General features: G+C 46.1%; 23 protein-coding genes. 21 read left to right on the top strand and 2 right to left on the bottom strand.

Annotated elements, in window-relative coordinates:
* Window positions 1-36: 36 nt before the first annotated feature.
* The gene (locus tag DXC01_RS04480) at window positions 37-516 is read left to right on the top strand and encodes a DUF6465 family protein (RefSeq protein ID WP_118251476.1); all 480 of its coding nucleotides are present in this window, start codon (window positions 37-39) and stop codon (window positions 514-516) included.
* Between the two features lie 68 nt (window positions 517-584).
* Here DXC01_RS04480 and DXC01_RS04475 read toward each other — a convergent pair whose 3' ends face one another.
* Window positions 585-812 carry an alpha/beta-type small acid-soluble spore protein gene (locus DXC01_RS04475; RefSeq protein WP_022215178.1) on the bottom strand — a complete coding sequence of 76 codons (228 nt, stop codon included), beginning with the start codon at window positions 810-812 and terminating at the stop codon, window positions 585-587.
* Window positions 813-1,089: 277 nt separating this feature from the next.
* Here DXC01_RS04475 and DXC01_RS04470 point away from each other — a divergent pair, with 277 nt between their 5' ends.
* Genes DXC01_RS04470 through DXC01_RS04455 form a run of 4 tightly spaced genes read left to right on the top strand, consistent with a single transcriptional unit; the run spans window position 1,090 to window position 3,182 of the window.
* Window positions 1,090-1,485: a methylglyoxal synthase gene (locus DXC01_RS04470; protein ID WP_022215179.1), complete on the top strand. Its 396-nt coding sequence runs from the start codon at window positions 1,090-1,092 to the stop codon at window positions 1,483-1,485.
* Window positions 1,482-2,036, top strand: coding sequence for a 16S rRNA (guanine(966)-N(2))-methyltransferase RsmD (rsmD, locus tag DXC01_RS04465; protein ID WP_022215180.1), 555 nt, complete (start codon window positions 1,482-1,484; stop codon window positions 2,034-2,036). Before DXC01_RS04470 ends, rsmD begins: the two co-directional genes overlap by 4 nt.
* Before the next feature lie 9 nt (window positions 2,037-2,045).
* Complete coding sequence (coaD, locus tag DXC01_RS04460; RefSeq protein ID WP_022215181.1) at window positions 2,046-2,537, top strand: pantetheine-phosphate adenylyltransferase; 492 nt, start codon at window positions 2,046-2,048, stop codon at window positions 2,535-2,537.
* A 12-nt stretch (window positions 2,538-2,549) separates the two neighbouring features.
* Entirely contained in the window at window positions 2,550-3,182 is a 633-nt protein-coding gene (locus DXC01_RS04455; protein WP_022215182.1) for a hypothetical protein, read from the top strand.
* Here DXC01_RS04455 and DXC01_RS04450 read toward each other — a convergent pair.
* A complete protein-coding gene (locus DXC01_RS04450; protein ID WP_118698368.1) occupies window positions 3,159-4,106 on the bottom strand; it encodes a hypothetical protein in 948 nt (315 codons plus the stop codon). The genes DXC01_RS04455 and DXC01_RS04450 overlap by 24 nt on opposite strands.
* Window positions 4,107-4,237: 131 nt before the next feature.
* Between DXC01_RS04450 and DXC01_RS04445 the strand changes: the two genes are divergently transcribed.
* From DXC01_RS04445 to DXC01_RS04370, 16 genes are all read left to right on the top strand, one after another.
* On the top strand, window positions 4,238-5,689 hold the full coding sequence (locus tag DXC01_RS04445) for an aminoacyl-histidine dipeptidase (protein ID WP_118698367.1): 1,452 nt from the start codon (window positions 4,238-4,240) through the stop codon (window positions 5,687-5,689).
* 138 nt (window positions 5,690-5,827) lie between these two features.
* A complete protein-coding gene (locus DXC01_RS04440) occupies window positions 5,828-6,643 on the top strand; it encodes a M23 family metallopeptidase (protein ID WP_243111546.1) in 816 nt (271 codons plus the stop codon).
* Between the two features lie 105 nt (window positions 6,644-6,748).
* Window positions 6,749-7,555, top strand: a complete 807-nt coding sequence (locus tag DXC01_RS04435; protein ID WP_022215186.1) for a GTP pyrophosphokinase — start codon at window positions 6,749-6,751, stop codon at window positions 7,553-7,555.
* Between the two features lie 15 nt (window positions 7,556-7,570).
* The gene (locus DXC01_RS04430) at window positions 7,571-9,478 is read left to right on the top strand and encodes a YgiQ family radical SAM protein (RefSeq protein ID WP_118698366.1); all 1,908 of its coding nucleotides are present in this window, start codon (window positions 7,571-7,573) and stop codon (window positions 9,476-9,478) included.
* An 11-nt stretch (window positions 9,479-9,489) separates the two neighbouring features.
* Window positions 9,490-10,113 carry a hypothetical protein gene (locus tag DXC01_RS04425; RefSeq protein WP_022215188.1) on the top strand — a complete coding sequence of 208 codons (624 nt, stop codon included), beginning with the start codon at window positions 9,490-9,492 and terminating at the stop codon, window positions 10,111-10,113.
* A gap of 19 nt (window positions 10,114-10,132) precedes the next feature.
* Window positions 10,133-11,116, top strand: coding sequence for an RluA family pseudouridine synthase (locus tag DXC01_RS04420; protein WP_022215189.1), 984 nt, complete (start codon window positions 10,133-10,135; stop codon window positions 11,114-11,116).
* Window positions 11,113-11,670 (top strand): signal peptidase I, encoded by a 558-nt coding sequence (lepB, locus tag DXC01_RS04415; protein WP_022215190.1) that lies wholly within the window; start codon window positions 11,113-11,115, stop codon window positions 11,668-11,670. Before DXC01_RS04420 ends, lepB begins: the two co-directional genes overlap by 4 nt.
* Window positions 11,671-11,673: 3 nt before the next feature.
* Complete coding sequence (locus tag DXC01_RS04410) at window positions 11,674-12,207, top strand: Holliday junction resolvase RecU (protein WP_118698365.1); 534 nt, start codon at window positions 11,674-11,676, stop codon at window positions 12,205-12,207.
* Window positions 12,208-12,300: 93 nt separating this feature from the next.
* Window positions 12,301-13,419: an ATP phosphoribosyltransferase regulatory subunit gene (gene hisZ / locus DXC01_RS04405; protein ID WP_118251483.1), complete on the top strand. Its 1,119-nt coding sequence runs from the start codon at window positions 12,301-12,303 to the stop codon at window positions 13,417-13,419.
* A gap of 1 nt (window position 13,420) precedes the next feature.
* Window positions 13,421-14,065, top strand: a complete 645-nt coding sequence (gene hisG / locus DXC01_RS04400) for an ATP phosphoribosyltransferase (RefSeq protein WP_118698364.1) — start codon at window positions 13,421-13,423, stop codon at window positions 14,063-14,065.
* 26 nt (window positions 14,066-14,091) lie between these two features.
* Window positions 14,092-15,393, top strand: coding sequence for a histidinol dehydrogenase (gene hisD, locus DXC01_RS04395; RefSeq protein WP_022215194.1), 1,302 nt, complete (start codon window positions 14,092-14,094; stop codon window positions 15,391-15,393).
* A 9-nt stretch (window positions 15,394-15,402) separates the two neighbouring features.
* A complete protein-coding gene (gene hisB / locus DXC01_RS04390) occupies window positions 15,403-15,990 on the top strand; it encodes an imidazoleglycerol-phosphate dehydratase HisB (RefSeq protein WP_022215195.1) in 588 nt (195 codons plus the stop codon).
* Between the two features lie 18 nt (window positions 15,991-16,008).
* A complete protein-coding gene (hisIE, locus tag DXC01_RS04385) occupies window positions 16,009-17,289 on the top strand; it encodes a bifunctional phosphoribosyl-AMP cyclohydrolase/phosphoribosyl-ATP diphosphatase HisIE (RefSeq protein ID WP_118698363.1) in 1,281 nt (426 codons plus the stop codon).
* A gap of 18 nt (window positions 17,290-17,307) precedes the next feature.
* Window positions 17,308-18,042: a glycosyltransferase family 2 protein gene (locus DXC01_RS04380; RefSeq protein ID WP_118698362.1), complete on the top strand. Its 735-nt coding sequence runs from the start codon at window positions 17,308-17,310 to the stop codon at window positions 18,040-18,042.
* Window positions 18,043-18,114: 72 nt separating this feature from the next.
* On the top strand, window positions 18,115-20,034 hold the full coding sequence (locus DXC01_RS04375; protein ID WP_227222431.1) for an outer membrane protein assembly factor BamB family protein: 1,920 nt from the start codon (window positions 18,115-18,117) through the stop codon (window positions 20,032-20,034).
* A 180-nt stretch (window positions 20,035-20,214) separates the two neighbouring features.
* The gene (locus tag DXC01_RS04370; RefSeq protein WP_118698361.1) at window positions 20,215-21,069 is read left to right on the top strand and encodes an AAA family ATPase; all 855 of its coding nucleotides are present in this window, start codon (window positions 20,215-20,217) and stop codon (window positions 21,067-21,069) included.
* Window positions 21,070-21,099: the final 30 nt, after the last annotated feature.

Raw genomic sequence — 21,099 nt, 5'->3', positions numbered from 1 at the left:
CGTAAAAACTATTTTTCACCTTGTAAGGAGGCTATTATGGCTACAAGAACAACGACAAAAAAGGCAGAACCTAAGACAACAACTGCGAAGACGGCTATCGAAAAAGAGGCTCCTGCAAAGCTCGCTGCAGAACCGGAGACAAAAGAGCCGGTCAAAGCAACAGTAACCGAGAAAATAACTGAAGAAGTAAAAACACCTGCAAAGAAGACAACCAGAAAGAGAACTGCTGTCAAGAAGACAACCGAAGAAAAGACAACAGAGAAGAAAACCACTGCGAAGAGAACAACCAGAAAAGCAGCTGCAAAGAAAGCAGAAGCAACTACAGAAGTATTCGTACAGTGGCTTGGCAAAGAGATATATGCAAAGGATGTTGTTGAGAGCATCAAAAAGATCTGGACAGAAGAGATGGGCAGAAAAGAATCAGAACTTGAAGACTTAAAAGTATATATCAAACCAGAAGACAATGGGGCACACTATGTCATCAATGGTGATATTACAGGATTTCTTGGATTATAAGAACAATAAAAAGCTCAGATGATCTGTTCATCTGAGCTTTTTGACCCTTTCAGGCAGAGAGATAAAGATTAATACTGACCGCCCTGGCTTCCGGAAGACATCTGTCTTTCCTGCTGCTCGATCATTTTTTTAACCATATATCCGCCGACAGAACCATTCTGTTTGGAGGTAAGGTTTCCGTTGTATCCATCTGTGAGCGGTACACCTAATTCATTTGCTACTTCGAATTTAAAACGGTCCAGTGCGCCTTTTGCTTCTGGTACGACTGCTTTGTTAGAAGAAGTATTGTTTGACATGATTGATTCCTCCTTGGTTGTTTTTGTGTTTGTGTTACAATGCTAGTATGTGGATTTATCGAAATAATACACTGGAATTTAGCGTATAATCTGCCAGAAATATGAAAATATTAAATTTCTATGAATTATGTATAAGTTTGAAAGATTTAATTGCACTTTTTTTGGTAACTTGTTATAATAAACAAAAATAAGTGTTACTGTTTACCACGTTAACAGTAACAAATAAGCTTAAAACTAAAAAACCAGTAATGTATTGGTGAAAATGGAGAGATGAACGATGAATTTAGGAATCATTGCACACAACAGCAAAAAGGTACTTATCGAAGATTTCTGTATCGCCTACAAGAATATTCTCGCCAAGCATGAGGTTTATGCTACCGGAACAACCGGAAGGCGGATTGAGGAAGCCACAAACCTTCATGTGCATAAGTTCCTTGCAGGAAGTATAGGCGGAGATAAGCAATTTATGGAAATGGTAGAACGACAGGATCTTGACATGGTCATCCTGTTTTACAATCCGGTCATGATGGATCCGAAAGAACCGGACATCCACGCCATCGTTATGAGGTGTGATCAATATAATATACCGGTCGCTACGAATATCGCAACGGCAGAACTTCTGATTCTCGGACTTGCACGCGGCGACCTGGATTGGAGACTGAATCTGAAATGAGAGTAATCGCTGGAACTGCCAGACGTCTTGCACTCAAGACAGTGCCTGGCATGGAAACAAGACCAACTACAGACAGAATCAAAGAAACTCTGTTTAATATTCTGCAGCCATACATTCCGGACAGCACCTTCCTGGATCTTTTCAGTGGAAGCGGTGGAATCGGGATCGAGGCACTCAGCAGAGGCGCAGAACATGCGACCTTCGTTGAGAAAAATCCCAAGGCATGCGCCTGCATCCGGGAAAATCTTGCATTTACAAAGCTGGCTGAACATGGTAAACTGCTGAACATGGATGTACTGCAGGCTCTTCGTTCTATGGAAGGGCAGGCTGCATTCGACTGTGTTTTTATGGATCCACCGTATAACAATGAGCTGGAGAGACAGGTGCTGGAGTATCTGCAGGATAGCTCCCTCGCGGATGAGGATACCCTGATCATCGTTGAGGCAGACCTTCATACGGACTTCTCTTATGTGGAAGAATTTGGCTATGAACTGAGCCGTTCCAAAGAATACAAGACCAATAAGCATATTTTTTTGCACAAAAGAAAGTGAGAAATACCTATGGTAACAGCAGTTTATCCGGGAAGTTTTGATCCGGCAACCTATGGTCATCTGGATGTCATCAGGCGCGCAAGCGTATCTTTTGACAGAGTTGTAGTCGGGGTTTTGCAGAATTCTGCAAAAAGTCCGTTGTTTTCTGTGGAAGAACGTGTTAATATATTAGAAAAGGCGACCAGGGATATCCCGAATGTGATTATCAAGCCATTTGACGGACTTTCTGTGAACTTTGCCAGAGAGAATCAGGCCCAGGTCATTGTACGTGGGCTTCGTGCGGTTACTGATTTTGAGTATGAGCTTCAGATGGCTCAGACCAACCGCGTTCTGGCTCCGGATGTAGATACCGTATTCCTGACCACAAGTCTGGAGTACGCTTATGTAAGCTCCACCATTATGAAGGAAGTAGCCCGATTTGGAGGAGATTTATCCAGTTTTGCACCGGCAGAGATCATTCAGGAACTACTCCTGAAGATGCAGGAAAAAGACAAAATATAAGGAGAATGTACTATGAGCAGCAGAATTGAACAGCTTATCGACGAAATCGATGAATTTATAGAAGGCTGTAAATTTCAGCCTTTATCAGCAACCAAGATCGTTGTAAATAAAGAAGAGATGGAAGAGTACTTAAGAGAACTTCGTCTTAAGACTCCGGATGAGATCAAGAGATATCAGAAGATCATCAGCAACAAAGATGCGATCCTTGAGGATGCACAGACCAAGGCAGATGCCCTGATCGCAGATGCACAGACCAAGGCACAGGAGCTCGTTACACAGCACGAGATCATGCAGAAGGCTTACGCACAGGCGAACGAGACCATCAACGCTGCCAACAAGCAGGCACAGGAGATCCTGGATTCCGCTACACAGGATGCCAACAGCATTCGTCTGAGCGCGATCACTTACACAGATGACATGATGGCAAACATCGGATCTGTCCTGAACCAGACACTGGAGGATGCAGGCGGCAAATACAAGACTTTCATCGACTCTCTGCAGAGTTGTCTGGAAGTTGTAAACCACAATCGCCAGGAGCTGGCACCTCAGACAGCACAGGCAGCAGCGATCACAGGTTCTTACCATGACGAACCTGCCAAGGAAGCTGAGGATGACAATCTCTTAGATGATCTTGGCGAAGAATAAGAATAGTAGTATGACGATCAGCGCATTCACAAGCTTGGATGCGAGATAGGGAAGCAGGGAGAGTTCTTCTGTCACGAGGCTTCGTGTTTGTGCAGTGATGCAGGCACCGCCGAGTACGACAGTGACCAGGGCACAGAGATATTTTATTTCCGGTTTCAAACCTGAGAGTGCGAGACTGTGAAGCCCGGTAGTCATTTCCAGGAGGCAGAACAGCACATACGAAAGTATGGACTGACTTTTCCAGAAATGACGTACACAGGCAGTCAGGATCGAGAACATAAGAATATACCCGCCCAGTTTGGTGATCGTTTCGAAACCGTTCATAATAGAGGCATCCAGTATGGCTCCCGGAGAGCTGTCAGAGGATGTCTCTTTTTTTGATGTGTATATCGGGGAGAAGCCAGCAGTGTACCGGCTGCCTGTACGAAAAAACCACAGGCGCATGCACAGCATGGTGAGGAAGGCGGAGCCGAGAAGAAGCGAGAATACCTCCAAAGCAGAGACCTGCCCGTTCATGCAGGTATGTATCAGATAAGAACTGATGAACATGGGACTGGCGTGGTTGGTAAAAGTCAGGAGATACTGTGCTTCCCTGCGACTGATCTTTCGGCTGGCATAGAGATCGGAAGTAAGTTTGGCTCCCATGGGATAACCACAGAGCAGCCCAAAAAGAACGGCATAAGCTCCGGCAGGAGAAACACCGAAGATTTTTTGCCAGATGGATTCCATGGGGGTTAGGCGCTGGCCGATCATATCTGTTCGGATCAGGACTCCAGTCAGGATCATGAAAGGCAATAGCGTCGGCAGCAGGATATTGAGCCAGAGCTGCATTCCTTCCTGTGCGGAAGCCAGACTTTCCCGTGGAAAAAATAAAAGAAACACAAGCAATACGAGACTTACGACGGTATAGAGAATTTTTTTCATAAAAAAATCTTTTTTTCTTTACTATACGAAATACCCGGGACAAATATGAGGAAAAAATCCAGAAACCCTTGAAATCAAAAAGATTTCTGGGTAATATAAACTATACTGCAGTAATAATGGAGGAAATCAAAATGAGAGTTTTAGAAAACTGTGAACCAAAAAGAGTATTTTATTATTTTGAAGAAATCTGTAAGATTCCGCATGGTTCCCGCAATACAAAGCAGATCAGTGATTATCTGGTGAATTTTGCGAAGGATCATGGATTTGATTATGTACAGGATGAACTGAATAACGTTGTCATCTACAAACCTGCAACTGCCGGATATGAGAATGCACCGACTGTGATCCTTCAGGGTCATATGGATATGGTATGCGAGAAACGTCCGGATGTAGAGCATGATTTCGAGAAAGACGGATTGAACCTTTCTGTTAAGGACGGATATGTAAGCGCAAATGGAACCACACTTGGTGGTGATGACGGAATCGCTGTTGCTTATGCACTGGCACTTCTGGACAGCACAGATATTCCGCATCCGGCACTGGAAGTTCTGGTCACTGTAGACGAGGAGATCGGACTTCTTGGAGCAGTAGGACTTGACTGCAGCGTTCTCAAAGGAAAACGTATGATTAACATGGATTCCGAAGCAGAAGGAAGTCTCTGGATCAGCTGTGCAGGCGGTCTTTCCGCAGTCAGCAGCATTCCGGTGAAGAGAGTCGAGGCAGAAGGAAAGAAGATCGGAGTCAAGATCTGCGGACTGATGGGTGGACATTCCGGAGCAGAGATCGACAAGAAACGCGCAAATGCCAACGTTCTTATGGCACGTTTCCTTTACGGACTCAAGAACAAGGCAGATTATGAGATGATTTCTCTTGAGGGTGGTCAGAAGGACAATGCGATCACAAGAGAAGCTGTCGCAGAACTCCTGATCGACGGCGACCAGACAGAAGCAGTCAAAGCTTATGCAGCCAAAGTACAGGAAGGTCTTCGTGAGGAATACGAAGGCAGCGATGCAAGGATCATCATCCAGATCACAGAGGGCGATGTGGAGACAGCAATGGTCCTTTATCCGACCAGCAGAGAGAAGGTTCTCTTCTATCTGATGGAAGTTCCGTTCGGCATCCAGAAGATGAGCGGAAGCATCGAGGGGCTGGTAGAGACTTCTACCAATATCGGTATTGTCAAACTTTATGAGGATGAATTCTTTGCAAGCTCCAGTGTCAGAAGTTCCGTAGAGGCAGCAAGAGATGCACTTTCTGACAGGATCCAGTATCTGACAGAGTTCCTTGGTGGCGAGTACACCATCCAGGGTGCTTATCCGGCATGGGAGTACCGCAAGGAATCTCCGCTCCGTGACAAGATGGTATCCGTATACGAAGAAATGTACGGACAGAAACCGGCAGTTGTTGCGATCCATGCAGGACTGGAGTGTGGACTTTTCTACAAGAAGATCGAAGGACTTGACTGCGTATCTCTGGGACCAAACATGAAGGACATCCATACTTCAGAGGAAGTTCTGGATATCGCATCCACAGAACGTGTATGGAATTACCTTGTTAAAGTTCTGGAACAGTTAAAAGACTGATAAAACAAAACTAAGTTTCTACGACAGAGGCTTCTGAGCGGTGATCGCCGGGAGCCTCTGTTTTTGGCGTAATAATGATGTAAGAGAGAGAATAGAATAAAAATTGACGATATCGTATAAAGGCAGAATTTCAGGCTCATGAGACGATGGCTCTGGAAAAGTTTCTTCTGTTTTTTTATTCTTACCTGCATCACTGGCGCCCAGAAGATCCTTCTGGAGCGAAGCCGGGCATCGATACTGGATGAAAAAACATGTGAGACGGCTGCGTTTCGGGAGCAGCATCTTCCGACGGAATTATACCGGCAGCTTCGAAACCAGGATGAAAGTTCAGGAAATACAGACTGGATCGAAAATCTGACGACGACAATGCTGAACGGGAAATTTTATCCCGGGAGATGTTCTTCTGACAGGGAGCCTTATCTGAGATATAAATATAAAGAATATACAGATCTGTGCAGTTTTTACCAGGCGGTCTGGAAGGATGTCAGATATTTTCCGGTCGCAGCAGATGACATCTCATTTGAGGACGGCTGGATGGAAGAGAGAAGCTTTGGGGGAGAGCGTGTTCATGAAGGCTGTGATCTTTTTGGAGGTTGCGGGGCAGCAGATTTTTATCCGATCATCAGTATGACGGACGGAAGTGTAGAAGCGGTCGGCTGGCTCCCCTTAGGTGGCTATCGGATCGGTATCCGTTCTCCTTCAGGAGGCTATTTTTATTATGCACACCTTTCTTCCTATGAGCGGGACTGGAAGGAGGGAGATTCCATAAAAGCGGGAGAAATCCTTGGGTTTATGGGCGATACCGGTTATGGCAGTGAAGGTACAAAGGGAAAATTTCCGGTACATCTGCATCTCGGGATCTACATTCAGACACCGTATTCGAGGGAGATGAGCGTAAACCCATACTGGGTGCTGAAGGCCGTTCAGAAAAAAATCAGAAAGTGTGTATATTAATTACATATCCATGCAAAAATGTGCTATAATGCAAAAGTAGTTTCGCTTTAAATCAAGAGGAAGCCGGGGCTACTTTTGCTACAAGCCACCAAGGGAGCGATTTTTATGGAAATACAGTTATGGAGAAGTATATTATGTCCATATGAACTGGCTGTCAAGGAGCTGATGGTCAAGTTTGAACATATTATAGAAGAACACAAGCAGAACGATCTTTATTCTCCGATCGAGCAGGTCAGCGGACGCGTCAAGAGCCTGCCAAGCATTCTGGAAAAGATGCAGCGCAAACACATTCCCATGGAACGCATGGAGGAAGAACTGGAGGATATCGCAGGTATCCGCATTATCTGCCAGTTTGAGGAAGACATTGATACCGTTGCTGCGATCATTCAGAAGCGTACCGATATGACGATCAAGAGTGAGAAGAACTATCTGAAGCACATCAAACAGAGTGGATACAGAAGTTATCACCTGATCATTTATTATACAGTTGAAACGATAAACGGACCAAAGAAGATCCAGGCGGAGATCCAGATCCGTACCATGGCGATGAATTTCTGGGCGACGATCGAGCATTCTCTCCAGTACAAATACAAAGGTGAGATGCCGCTTCACGTGGCAGAGCGCCTGAGCAACGCCGCAGATGCGATCATTGCGCTGGATCAGGAGATGTCCTCTGTCCGCGATGAGATCATGGATGCACAGAACTCTTCGCAGATGCAGTCGAATCTTGTCAAGGATATTCTTCTCAGCATCGAAAATCTTTACAAGATTTCAAACAAAAGGGAAGTTGCCAAGATCCAGGACGAGTTTCTCCGCGTATTCCGGACGAAGGATCTGCAGCAGCTTGCACGTTTTCACAGACAGCTTGATATCATCGCAGAGGGATATCGGGCACAGTCGGTATCATTTTAGGAGAAGAACATATACATGCAGGATTTTTTACCAGTAACCAAAAAAGAAATGCAGCAGAGAGGATGGGAACAGGTGGATTTTGTCTATCTGACAGGAGATGCTTATGTAGACCATCCTTCTTTTGGTACAGCGATCATATCAAGACTTCTGGAGAGCAGAGGCTACCGCGTGGGGATCATCCCACAGCCGGACTGGCGTAAGAAAGAAAGCGTCCAGGTATTTGGCGAACCGCGTCTTGGTTTTCTTGTCAGTGCCGGAAATATGGATTCCATGGTGAACCATTACACCGTTTCCAAGAAACACCGCCAGAAGGATTCCTATTCACCAGGCGGCGAGATGGGACTGCGCCCGGACATGCCTACCGTGGTGTACAGTAACCTGATCCGTCAGACGTATAAACATACACCGATCATCCTGGGCGGGATCGAGGCAAGCCTTCGACGCCTCGCACACTATGATTATTGGGAAAACAAGGTGCGCCGCAGTGTCCTTCTGGATTCCGGGGCGGATCTTATTTCTTATGGAATGGGAGAGCATTCGATCATCCAGATCGCGGAGGCGCTTCAGAGCGGCCTTCCGGTAGATGAGATCACTTTCATTCCGGGAACCGTTTATAAGTGCAAAGATCTGTCGCGCGCTTATGATCCGATCATCCTTCCGTCCTATGAGACAGTATCTTCGGACAAAAAAGCCTATGCCGAAAGCTTTGCCGAGCAGTACAGAAATACCGACCCGTTTACTGCCAGACCGATGGCAGAGAGCTACGGAAATCGAGGATGCGTGATCCAGAACCCGCCGGCACTTCCACTGAGCCAGCAGGAGATGGACGATGTTTACGACCTTCCCTATCAGAATACCTGGCATCCGATGTATGACGCCAAAGGCGGAATCCCTGCTCTGGAGGAGATCAAATTCAGCCTGACGAGCAACAGGGGCTGTTTCGGCGGCTGTAATTTCTGTGCTCTGACGTTCCATCAGGGACGCATTCTCCAGACGAGAAGTCATGAGTCCATTCTCAAAGAAGCAAAAAAAATGACTCATGATCCGGATTTCAAGGGCTATATCCATGATATCGGAGGCCCTACCGCAGACTTCAGGCAGCCATCCTGTCAGAAGCAGCTCACCAAAGGTGTCTGCCAGAACCGGCAGTGTCTTTTCCCGAAACCGTGCGGAAACCTTACCGTAGACCATACCGATTACGTGGCACTTCTTCGGAAACTCCGCAAGATCTCCGGAGTCAAGAAAGTTTTCGTCCGCTCCGGAGTCCGATTTGACTATGTAGTAGCGGACAAAAGCCCAGTTTTTTTGCAGGAACTTGTGAAATACCATGTAAGCGGACAGCTTCGTGTCGCGCCGGAACACGTTTCCGACCAGGTACTTCACTATATGGGAAAACCATCCCATCAGGTCTATCAGCAGTTTCTGGATCAGTATGAGAAGGCAAACGCGGCGACAGGCAAGAAGCAGTACGCCGTCCCATACTTTATGTCCTCCCATCCGGGATGTACGATGAAGGAAGCGGTGAAGCTTGCAGAATACGTGCGTGACCTTGGATTTACACCGGAACAGGTGCAGGATTTTTACCCGACTCCATCGACCCTTTCCACCTGTATGTATTACACCGGTATCCATCCGCTTACAGGGGAGAAGGTTTACATTCCGCGTGACCCGCATGAAAAAGCCATCCAGCGTGCGCTGATGCAGTATAAGAACCCGGCAAACAGAAGCCTTGTACTGGAGGGGCTCAAGATCGCAGGACGCATGGATCTGGTCGGTTTCGGCCCGAAATGTCTGCTCCGCCCGGAGAGAGACCGAAGGAAAGAATCCGGCAGAAATCCATCAGGAGGAGACCGCAGGAAGCCACAGAACCAGGGACGTAAGCCCGCAAAGAAAACGATCCGCAATACGCATAAGAAAAAATAAGGAGCTTATAGATGAGCAAAACAAACAATAAAAATAAAGTAAGGAAGGGCGACTACGGCTACATTGCCGCCGAAAAAAAGAAACGCATTCTGATCACGGCAGCTCTGTTCGCAGCACCGCTTCTGATCTTTTTTTCAGCAATGATCTACTTTAAGACCAGACTGACTGTATGGACTGTGATCGCAGTGGTCGGCTGCCTTCCGGCATGTAAATCTGTAGTAAGCCTGATCATGATCTTCCGTGCAAAACCGGTCGCACCGCAGGTATATCAGGAAATCAGTAAACATGCGGGCGAACTGGTCATGTCCTATGAAATGTATATGACTTTTTATGAGAAGAGCGCATCGATCGATGCATTTGCGATCTGCGGCAACACAGTTGTCGGTTTCAGCAGTGATCCAAAGATCGATGCCGCATTCATGGAACAGGAGGCGCAGAAGATCCTCCGCGGCAACGGATTCAAGGCAAATGTCAAGATCTTTACCAGACTGCCGCAGTTTCTGGAACGTCTGGATTCCATGAACGAGCACAGAGAATCCCTGGAAGAAGGAATTAAATTCCGCCCGGATGAGAAATATCCGGAACTTTCCAGAAATGAACTGATCAAGCACACGATCCTGGCGATCTGTGTCTGATAGAAAGAGGAACAGAGAAATGAAGGAGTTTCAGATTCGGGACAATGAGGCAGGACAGAGATTTGACAAGTACCTGTCCAAACTTCTTCGGAATGCTCCGAAAAGTTTTTTCTACAAAATGCTCCGCAAAAAAAATATCACACTGAACGGTAAGAAGGCGACCGGAAACGAGAAGCTGGAAGCAGGAGACCAGGTAAAGTTATTTTTGAGCGATGAGACATTTGATAAATTCAGCCAGCAGGACAAGGCCGCCAGAGCGGTAACGACGCTGGATGTACTTTATGAAGATGCAGATGTCCTTCTTATCAACAAGCCGGCTGGGATGCTCTCGCAGCCAGATGATACGAAGGAACCTTCGATGGTAGAGTATGTGATCGGCTATCTTCTGGAGAAGGGCGAGCTTACAGAGGAAGACCTGCGGACGTTCCGCCCGTCTGTCTGCAACCGTCTTGACAAGAATACGAGCGGCATCATCGCGGCAGGCAAGTCTCTGGCAGGCCTTCAGGAACTTTCAGAATTATTCCACGACCGGACGGTACATAAGGAATACCTCTGTATTGTAAAGGGAGTCCTTCGCGAGAAGAAGCACATCAAGGGTTATCTGTACAAAGATACGAAACAGAATAAAGTAGCGATCTATAAGCAAAAGCAGAAAGAAGCACAGCCGATCGAGACAGTTTACGAACCGCTGGAGGATAACGGTGAAGTGACCCTTCTCAAAGTAGGACTGATCACGGGACGTACGCATCAGATCCGTGCACATCTTGCTTCTGAGGGGCATCCGCTGGCAGGAGATACCAAATATGGACAGGATGCATTCAACCGCCGTTACAGGGAAAAATACCAGCTGAAGCATCAGCTGCTGCATGCTTTCCGACTGAGTTTTCCAGACGGAATGGAAGGACGGCTTTCGGATCTGTCCGGCAAATGCTTCCGTGCACCGCTGCCGGCACAGTTTGAGCGTATCATAAAAGAAGAAAAGTTAGGGGAGAAATTATTATGAAAATCTGGAATGAAGTCTGGGACTACATCAAAATGTTCATCATCGTGATCGTCGTAGTTCTGGTCGTAAACAATGTAGTTCTTATCAACGCAAAGATCCCGTCTGAATCTATGGAGCAGACGATCATGACCGGTGACCGTATCTTCGGTTTCCGTATGGCATATGGCATTAATTTTGACTTCTTCGGAACTCATGTTTCCAAGAAAATGAAAGATCCGGAGCGTTACGACATCATCATCTTCAAATATCCTGATGATGAGAGCCAGCTCTTTATCAAACGACTGATCGGCCTTCCGGGAGACACCGTTGAGATCAAAAACGGCAAAGTCTTTATCAACGGCGAAGAGGACGAAGAAGCAAACAGTCATGTACCGGAAACACCGACCGGCAATTATGGTCCGTACGTTGTGCCGGAGGGATGCTATTTCATGCTTGGTGATAACCGCGAGCATTCCAAGGATTCCAGATTCTGGAGCAATACGTTCGTGACTTATGATGAGATCGTCGGCAAAGCAATCATCAGATATTATCCATCCATCAAGGTTCTGGAATAAACAATGGCAACATGGAACAGCAGAGGTCTTCGAGGTTCAACACTCGAAGACCTTGTCAATCGTACCAACGAACAGTATGCGGAGAAGAAGCTCGCTCTGATCCAGAAGATCCCGACACCGATCACTCCGGTCCGTATGGACAAAGAAAACCGGCACATCACACTTGCCTATTTTGAGCAGAAAAGTACCGTGGATTATATCGGGGCAGTACAGGGGATCCCGGTCTGTTTCGATGCCAAGGAATGCTGTGTGGATACGTTTCCTTTAAGTAACGTCCATTCTCATCAGGTATCTTTTATGGAGGCGTTTGAGCAGCAGGGCGGCATCGCATTCTTTCTTATCTTTTTCAGTCATGCAGATCGTTTTTATTATCTTCCATTCCGCGACCTTATGGTATTCTGGAAGCGCATGGAGAATGGCGGACGCAAAAGTTTCCGAAGAGAAGAACTGAAAGAAGAGTTTTATCTGCCGAAGCAGAGCGGATTTCTGGTGCCATATCTGGAAGGAATCCAGCAGGATCTCAAAATGCGGGATTGACAAGCATGGAAATATCCACTATAATCGTTAGTGTTTTACATAGTAACATGGTAGCATACTAAAGCGTATGGCTGCCCGCGAGGAGGATAAAATATGCAGCGTATTTTTCATACACCAGAGGGTGTACGTGATATTTACAATGGAGAGTGCAGCCAGAAGCATCATCTGCAGGCGGAGATCTACAAGGTATTCCGTTCCTACGGATATGAAGAGATAGAGACACCGAGCATCGAATATTTTGAGGTGTTCAGCAAAGAGGTAGGAACCGTTCCTTCCAGAGATCTTTATAAATTTTTTGACAGAGAAGGAAACACTCTGGTACTGAGACCTGACTTCACACCGTCCGTATCCAGAGCATGTGCGACTTATTTTAACCCGGATCAGCAGGTAGTGACACTGTGCTATACCGGAAATACATTTGTAAACAATTCAAGCTATCAGGGACGTCTCAAAGAGACCACACAGATGGGCGTTGAGCGTATCGGAGATGATTCTCCGGAGGCAGATGCAGAACTTCTTGCGATGACGATCGAGAGCCTTCTTGCATCAGGACTTACCGAATTCCAGATCAGTGTAGGACAGGTAGATTACTTCAAATCCCTTCTCAAAGATGCGGGATTAGAGGAAGAAGTAGAAGAGCGTCTCCGCTCCCTGATCTCCCAGAAGAACTACTTCGGCGTAGAAGATCTGGTAAAAGAACAGAAACTTTCTGAATCTCTGGAAAAAGCATTCCTTGAACTTCCACACCTGTTCGGGACCAGCGAAGTACTTGCAAAGGCAAGAAGTCTGACTGACAACACATGCGCGCTTGCAGCAGTAGAGCGTCTGGAGGAGATCTATGAGATCCTCAAAGTTTACGGTTATGAGAAATACGTAAGTTTTGATTTCGGCATGCTCAGCAAGATCCAGTACTACACAGGGATCATTTTCCAGGCATACACTTATGGGATCGGTGAGCCGGTAGTCAAGGGCGGCCGTTACAACGAACTTCTGAAACATTTCGGCAAACCGGCAGCATCCATCGGTTTTGTCATCGTTGTTGACAACCTTCTGATGGCACTTTCCAGACAGAAGATCGAAGTTGCAAAGGATGAGGCTCCTGTAGTCCTCACTTACACAGAAGAGAACAGAAGAGAAGCGATCCTGGAAGCACAGAGACTTCGTAAAGAGGGAACCTGCGTAGCCCTGCGCTGTGAGAAGGAGGAAGACTGATATGAGATACCTGACGATTGCCCTGACAAAAGGAAGACTTGCCGAGAAAACTCTGGATATGCTGGAGCAGATCGGGATCACCTGCGAGGAGATGAGAGACAAGAGCTCCCGCAAACTGATCTTTGTAAATGAAGAACTGAAACTCCGCTTTTTCCTTGCAAAAGGTCCTGACGTACCGACCTATGTAGAGTACGGTGCAGCAGATATCGGCGTGACAGGAAAGGATATCATCCTTGAAGAAGGAAGAAAATTATATGAAGTCATGGACTTAGGTTTCGGTAAATGCCGCATGTGCGTCTGCGGACCGGAGAGTGCCAGAGAGCTTTTACATAATAACCAGCTGATCCGTGTGGCGACCAAATATCCGAACATCGCCAAGGATTATTTTTACAATCAGAAACACCAGACCGTAGAGCTGATCAAATTAAATGGTTCCATCGAGCTTGCACCGATCGTAGGCCTGTCCGAAGTGATCGTAGATATCGTAGAGACAGGAAGCACACTCCGTGAAAACGGCCTCAAGGTCCTTGAAGAAGTCTGCCCGCTTTCTGCAAGAATGGTCGTAAACCAGGTCAGCATGAAGATGGAAGGCGAACGGATCCACAAACTGATCAGCGACCTGAGAAATGTAGTGATCGATAAATAATACTGTTGACAGAAGGGATGATGACAATGCGTACAGTAGCACTGACAAAAGAAAGCACAAAAGATATTCTCGAAAATCTTCTCAAAAGAAGCCCGAACAATTACGGGAAATTTGAATCCGCAGTTGATGAGATCCTTAAGAATGTAAAGGAAAAAGGCGACGAGGCTCTTTTTGCATACACAAAGGAATTTGACAAGACGGAAGTTACTAAAGAAACCATCCGCGTTACAGAGGAAGAGATCAAAGAAGCTTATGAAGCAGTAGATCCGGCCCTGATCGAAGTGATCCGCAAAGCACTGGTAAATATCAGAAGCTATCACGAGAAACAGAGACAGAACAGCTGGTTCACCACAGAAGCCAAGGGAACCATGCTCGGACAGAAAGTGACACCGCTTGAGAGAGTCGGCGTTTATGTTCCTGGCGGCAAGGCTGTCTATCCGTCTTCTGTACTTATGAACATCGTACCTGCCAAGGTTGCAGGTGTAGACCAGATCGTTATGACCACACCTCCGGGAAAAGACGGCAAAGTCAATCCATCCACTCTGGTAGCGGCAAAAGAAGCCGGTGCAGATGAGATCTACAAAGTCGGCGGTGCACAGGCGATCGGAGCACTTGCATACGGAACAGAGAGCATCCCGAAGGTAGACAAGATCGTAGGACCTGGAAACATTTTCGTAGCTCTTGCAAAGAAAGCTGTTTACGGTTATGTCAGCATTGACTCTATCGCAGGACCAAGTGAGATCCTGGTTCTTGCAGATGAGACTGCAAATCCTAGATATGTGGCAGCAGACCTTCTGTCCCAGGCAGAGCATGACGAACTGGCTTCCGCGATCCTGATCACAACAAGCAGAGAATTTGCAGCAAAAGTCAGCGAGGAAGTAGATGGATTTGTCAAGATCCTTTCCCGTAAAGAGATCATCCAGAAATCCCTGGATAACTTCGGTTACATCCTGATCGCCGAAAATATGGACAAGGCGATCGAGGCAGCAAATGCCATTGCATCTGAACATATGGAGATCGTGACTGCCAATCCGTTTGAAGTCATGATGAAAGTAAGAAATGCCGGTGCGATCTTTATCGGAGAGAACAGTTCCGAGCCGCTGGGCGACTATTTTGCAGGACCGAACCACGTACTGCCGACAAACGGAACAGCGAAGTTCTTCTCTGCTCTTTCTGTAGATGATTTTGTAAAGAAATCAAGCATCGTATACTATTCAAGAGAAGCATTACGTGAGATCCACAAAGATATCGAACAGTTTGCAACTTCAGAACAGCTGACAGCACATGCAAATTCTATCGCTGTCCGTTTTGAGGATGAAGAACAGTAGGAGGACCAAATGACCAGAGAAGCATCTGTAGAACGCAATACAAAGGAAACAGAGATCAAACTGAAACTGGTTCTGGACGGAACCGGATATTCAGATATTGAGACAGGCGTGGGCTTTTTTGACCACATGCTTGACGGATTTACACGTCACGGACTTTTTGATTTAAGCGTCCGTGTACATGGGGATCTGAATGTAGATGATCACCATACGATCGAGGACACCGGAATCGTTCTCGGCAATGCGATCAAAGAAGCAGTCGGAGACAAAAAAGGCATCCGCCGCTACGGAAGCTGCATTCTTCCGATGGATGAAGTACTTGTCCTCTGTGCAGTCGATCTGTCCGGCCGTCCGTATTTCTCCTGGGATGCGGAATTTACCTCAGAAAAGATCGGAGATATGGCGACAGAAATGGTGAAAGAATTTTTCTATGCGATCTCTTATTCCTGTGGAATGAACCTGCATATTAAGGTGCTGACAGGCGGAAACAGCCATCACATGGCGGAGGCAATGTTCAAGAGTTTTGCCAAGGCACTGGATCAGGCAACTTCTTTTGACCCGAGGATCACAGATGTACTTTCCACCAAGGGAAGTCTGTAAGGCAGGGAGGATGATCTTATGAGCAAAAAACTACTGATTCCCTGTTTATATTTGCAGGCAGGCAGGGCGGTCACCGGATTCGGACAGAGAAATCTTTTTGGCGACGGCGATGTAGAGAAACTGGCACGTTTTTACAGTGACAACGGTGCAGATGAACTTCTGGTCTTTGACTTTTCTTCCGGTGATGAGGAGCATGAGCATGCGATCGCGCGGATCAAGGAGATCTGTGCGGCATCTGAGGTACCGGTCATGGCAGCCGGAAATATCAACCGTGCAGAGGATGTCAAGAAACTGATCTATGCCGGATGTGCAAAAGTTGTTCTGAATTTTGCCAAAGACAGCAATGTGGAACTTCTCGGAGAAGTGTCCAGACGTTTTGGAAGGGAGAAGATGCTGGTCTGCATTTCTTCTTCGGAGGAATATAATGATCACAGAGAACAGATCCATGAATTTGCATCCGGAATCCTTGCCCTGGATGCAGTTCCGAAGATGGAGGAAACTTCCAGCCTGCCGGTGATCCTTCATACGGAGGAAAGAAATACGAAAGCATTACAGGAACTTCTTTCAGATCCTCTGGTCGGAGGCTTAAGTGGAAGTTTTATCAGTGCTCTGGAACTGGATCTCAATGAGTTTAAACAGACCTGTAAGGAAGCGGGGATTGCTGTCAACACCTACGAGAGCGCGATCAGCTGGTCTGAATTCAAGCTGAACAGCGACGGGATGGTGCCGGTCATCGTCCAGGATTACAAGACAGATCAGGTGCTGATGCTTGCCTACATGAACGAAGATGCCTTCAATATGACGGTAAAAACAGGAAAAATGACCTACTGGAGCCGCAGCCGCCAGGAACTCTGGATAAAAGGACTGACTTCCGGTCATTTTCAGTATGTGAAATCCTTGCATTTAGACTGCGATAATGATACAATTCTCGCAAAGGTAGATCAGATTGGTGCAGCCTGCCATACAGGAAGCAGATCCTGTTTCTTTAAAGAACTCATGAAGAAAGAATATGACGATACGAACCCGCTCAGGGTTTTCCAGGAGGTCTATGATGTGATCGCAGACCGTAAGGTTCATCCGAAGGAAGGTTCTTATACGAATTATCTTTTTGACAAAGGAATCGATAAAATCCTCAAGAAAGTTGGTGAGGAGTGCACAGAGATCGTGATTGCAGCAAAAAATCCGGACAAAGAAGAAATCAAATATGAGATTTCTGATTTTCTGTACCACGCTATGGTGCTGATGGTGGAGAAAGGTGTGACCTGGGAGGAGATCACCAGGGAACTTGTCCGCAGATAATATATAGGAGTTTATATAGTGAGTGCAGCAGGAGAGAAGTTATATATCGTTATCCCGGCATATAACGAGCGCGATAACATTTATAAGGTACTGGATGACTGGTATCCGGTGGTAGAGAAGCATTCCGGCGGTGGAGAGTCCCGTCTGGTCGTGATCGATGATGGAAGTAAGGATGACACTTATGCGATCATGCAGGAGTATGCCAGGACACATCCATTATTTGAGCCTCTGACCAAGCCGAATGGCGGTCATGGAGCAACCGTATTGTATGGATATCATTATGCACTGGAACATGGAGCAGATTACATATTCCAGACAGATTCTGACGGACAGACACTTCCGGAGGAGTTTGAACCATTCTGGAAACAGAAGGAATCCTACGATATGGTCATCGGCTGGAGAAACAAACGTCAGGATGGAGGAAACCGTGTCTTTGTCACCAGGACACTTCGTCTGGTCATCCGTGTCTGTTTTGGAGTTTCTGTGACAGATGCCAACACCCCGTTCCGTCTGATGAAAGCATCGACACTTCAGAAATATATCGGCCTTATCCCGAAGGATTTCAATCTTTCCAATGTCATTCTTTCTGTGATCTATGCAAAGAAAGGCTGTAAGGTCAAATACATCCCGATTACCTTCCGCCCGAGACAGGGTGGAGTGAATTCCATCAACATGAAAAAGATCTTCGGAATCGGCAGACAGGCTGTCAGAGATTTCCGAAAAATTAATAAGGTATTGTCCCGGAGAGTTTGATTCTCCGGGATTTTTGTTGTATAATGGGGAGAGTTTGTGCCGAAATATGGCAGATTTTTTGAGGAGGGAGTAATGGAACAGAAAAGAAATACACATGTCAGACAGAGCCGGTATCAAGCGAAACCTGCCCCGGCTTCATCAAGAAAAAAGGCGGCAGCACCAAAGTCTGCCCGTCCGGGAGGCAATCATCACCAGCAGGATGTGAGAAAACATCCGAATCAGGCAGCAGTACATCATACTACAGCTTCCAGACAGCGAAGCCGCCGCAGAAAAAGACGTTTCCGTCTGAAACCGCAGGTTAAGATTGCGGGGATCCTTATTCTGGTATTCCTGCTTGGGCTTGCGGGAAGCAGGATTTTTTCATCAGGAAAAGGATCTGACAACAAGAAAACCAAAGAGGCTATGGTCAAAAGTGCCAAAGCAGAGGATGATGTTGTTGAAATGGAAGAGACAAAGGAGATTGCTTTTGAACCTCACTGCGTAGATTCAACAAAGCCGGAGAATCTGATCAGCTATACAAATATAGAAGTAGATGGAAATCAGCTTGAAAATATTTCTGATTATCAGCCGGATGGAGATATTCAGTTTAATGTAGGAGAAGATTATACAGATGTGGACGGAATTGTTACATTCAGAGGAAACAGTTTCCGTGATAATCCTACACATGGTTATGCAAATATGACCAACTATAAGCTCAATGGATTATGGTCTGCAGATACCGGTTCCCTTGCATCCGGTGACACCGTCTGGACCGGAAGCGGCTGGACCGGACAGCCACTGCTGATGAAATGGCCAAAAGAAGTCAAAGCCCACATGAACATGACAGAAAAAGCCAAGGCAGACGACGATCTGGTGGAAGTGATCTACGCCTGCATGGACGGAAATGTTTATTTCCTCGATCTCAAAACAGGAGAAAAAACACGTGATCCTCTGTATCTGGGCTACACCTTCAAAGGTGCAGGCGCACTCGATCCGCGAGGATACCCGATCATGTATGTCGGGGCTGGATATAACAGCGACGAGGGAACTGCTAGAGTTTTTGTTGTCAATCTGATCGACTGCAGTGTTATGTACACATTTGGGGACAATGATGAGTTTTCCCTTCGAGGTTCTTTAAGTTTCTTCGACGGTTCCGCACTGGTCGATGAAGAGACAGACACTCTGATCTATCCGGGAGAAAATGGGATCCTGTATCTCATCAAGCTGAATACCAGCTATGATAAGGAGACAGGCTCTCTGTCCATCAATCCGGGTAAGATCGTGAAATGGCGCTATTATGGAACAAGATCCAGCACAGAGTCTTTCTGGCTTGGTATGGAGGATAGCGCGGCTGTTTACAAAGGTTATGTATTTATGGCAGACAACGGTGGTAACCTGATGTGTCTGAACTTAAACACTCTGGAGCTTGTATGGGTACAGGATACCCTGGACGATTCCAACTCCACACCGGTTCTGGAAATTGAGAATGGTCATCTTTACCTGTATGTAAGTACCTCCTTCCGTCTGGGATGGAGAAGCAATGATTCTGCGACCATCCCAATCTGGAAGATCGATGCAGAGACAGGAGAGATCATCTGGCACACAGATTATGAATGCTACACAGACGACGGCGTTTCCGGCGGTGTCCAGTCCACGATCGCCTGTGGCAAAAACAGCCTTTCCGATTACATATATGTCACAGTCTCCAAGACTTCCGACAACGCTTCCGGCGTTCTTGCCTGCCTTAAGAAATCCGACGGCTCCAAAGCCTGGGAAGACTCCTCTTCCTACGCCTGGTCTTCACCGGTCTGCGTCTACAACGAAGACGGAACCGGCAAAGTCCTCTACTGCAACAGCACCGGCGATGTCCGTCTCCTCGATGGCAAAACAGGAGAACTTAATGATACCCTGTCCATCAGCGACGGCGTCATCGAAGCCTCCCCGGCGGTATATGATAATATGGCGGTTGTTGGCACGAGGGACTGTAAGATATGGGGGATTGAGTTACAGTAAAACAGAACGATGTAAAAAAGCCACCAGCTTGGGTTATATATTGATATTTCAATAAGACTCAGGCTGGCGTTTTTTATAAAAATGTATATTTGAAAATCAAGCCAAAAAAATTAAAATAATGAATAAAATCAATCGTATTTCTTCTAAAAAATGGATATACTGTAATCAGAGGTGAAAATTATGCTGATAGAATTTCGATTCAAAAATTACAGATCATTCAGAGACGAGGCAGTTCTTTCAATGGAAGCAGTAGGGCTTAGCTCTTTCAAAAAAAGCCTGATTGAACAAAATAAGATGAAACTTTTACCGGGAGCTGCCATTTACGGAAAAAATGGTGGTGGTAAAAGTAATGTAATACGAGCTTTCTGGCTGGGAGTGCAGTTTATCCGCAATGCACAGAGAATACAGCATGAAAAAGCTTCTATGCCGGTGGTACCGTTTTTACTTGATGATTATTCTGCAAATAATCCAACAGAGTTTGCATTTGACTATATTGCTGATGGTATTAAATACTGGTACTCATTTGAGGCAACAAAGGAAAAAATTATAAGAGAATCTTTATATCATGCACCGAAGGGGCAGAAAGCCTTAGTATTTTCAAGAGAACAGCAGAAATTTAATTTTACAGAAGATAAAGCTCGAAGAAAACTGATCAGCGAGACGGTGGCAGAGAATCAGTTGTTCTTTTCTGTTGCATGTACAATGAACGATGCAGTTTGCACGAAAGCTATGAAATGGTTTCGAGAAGATATTTTTTTCTCGAGAGACTACACAGATATTCCACAGCAGTTACTGGAATATTCAGGAGACAGCAATATGCTGAATGCAATTTCGGAATATGCAAAGGCTGCTGATTTTGGCATAGAAGAAATGCAGTTTGAGATAGAAAATAAAGAGATTGACGGAGCAATTGATTTTCCTGAAAATATTCCAGAGGGGATGAAATCGGCATTAACATCCTTTATACAGATCTTGTCAGAAACTTCAAATAATTCAGAAGGAAAAGTGACATGCTCCCACCACTTAAATCTCTGATTTTGAAGTGGGGGCTTCTTGCTCAATGGC

The sequence above is a fragment of the Blautia sp. OM07-19 genome (genome assembly GCF_003481595.1).
GTDB classification, from domain to species: domain Bacteria; phylum Bacillota; class Clostridia; order Lachnospirales; family Lachnospiraceae; genus Blautia_A; species Blautia_A intestinihominis.
Note: the sequence above shows the minus strand (reverse complement) of the source record. Positions and strands in the feature narration are given on the sequence as shown.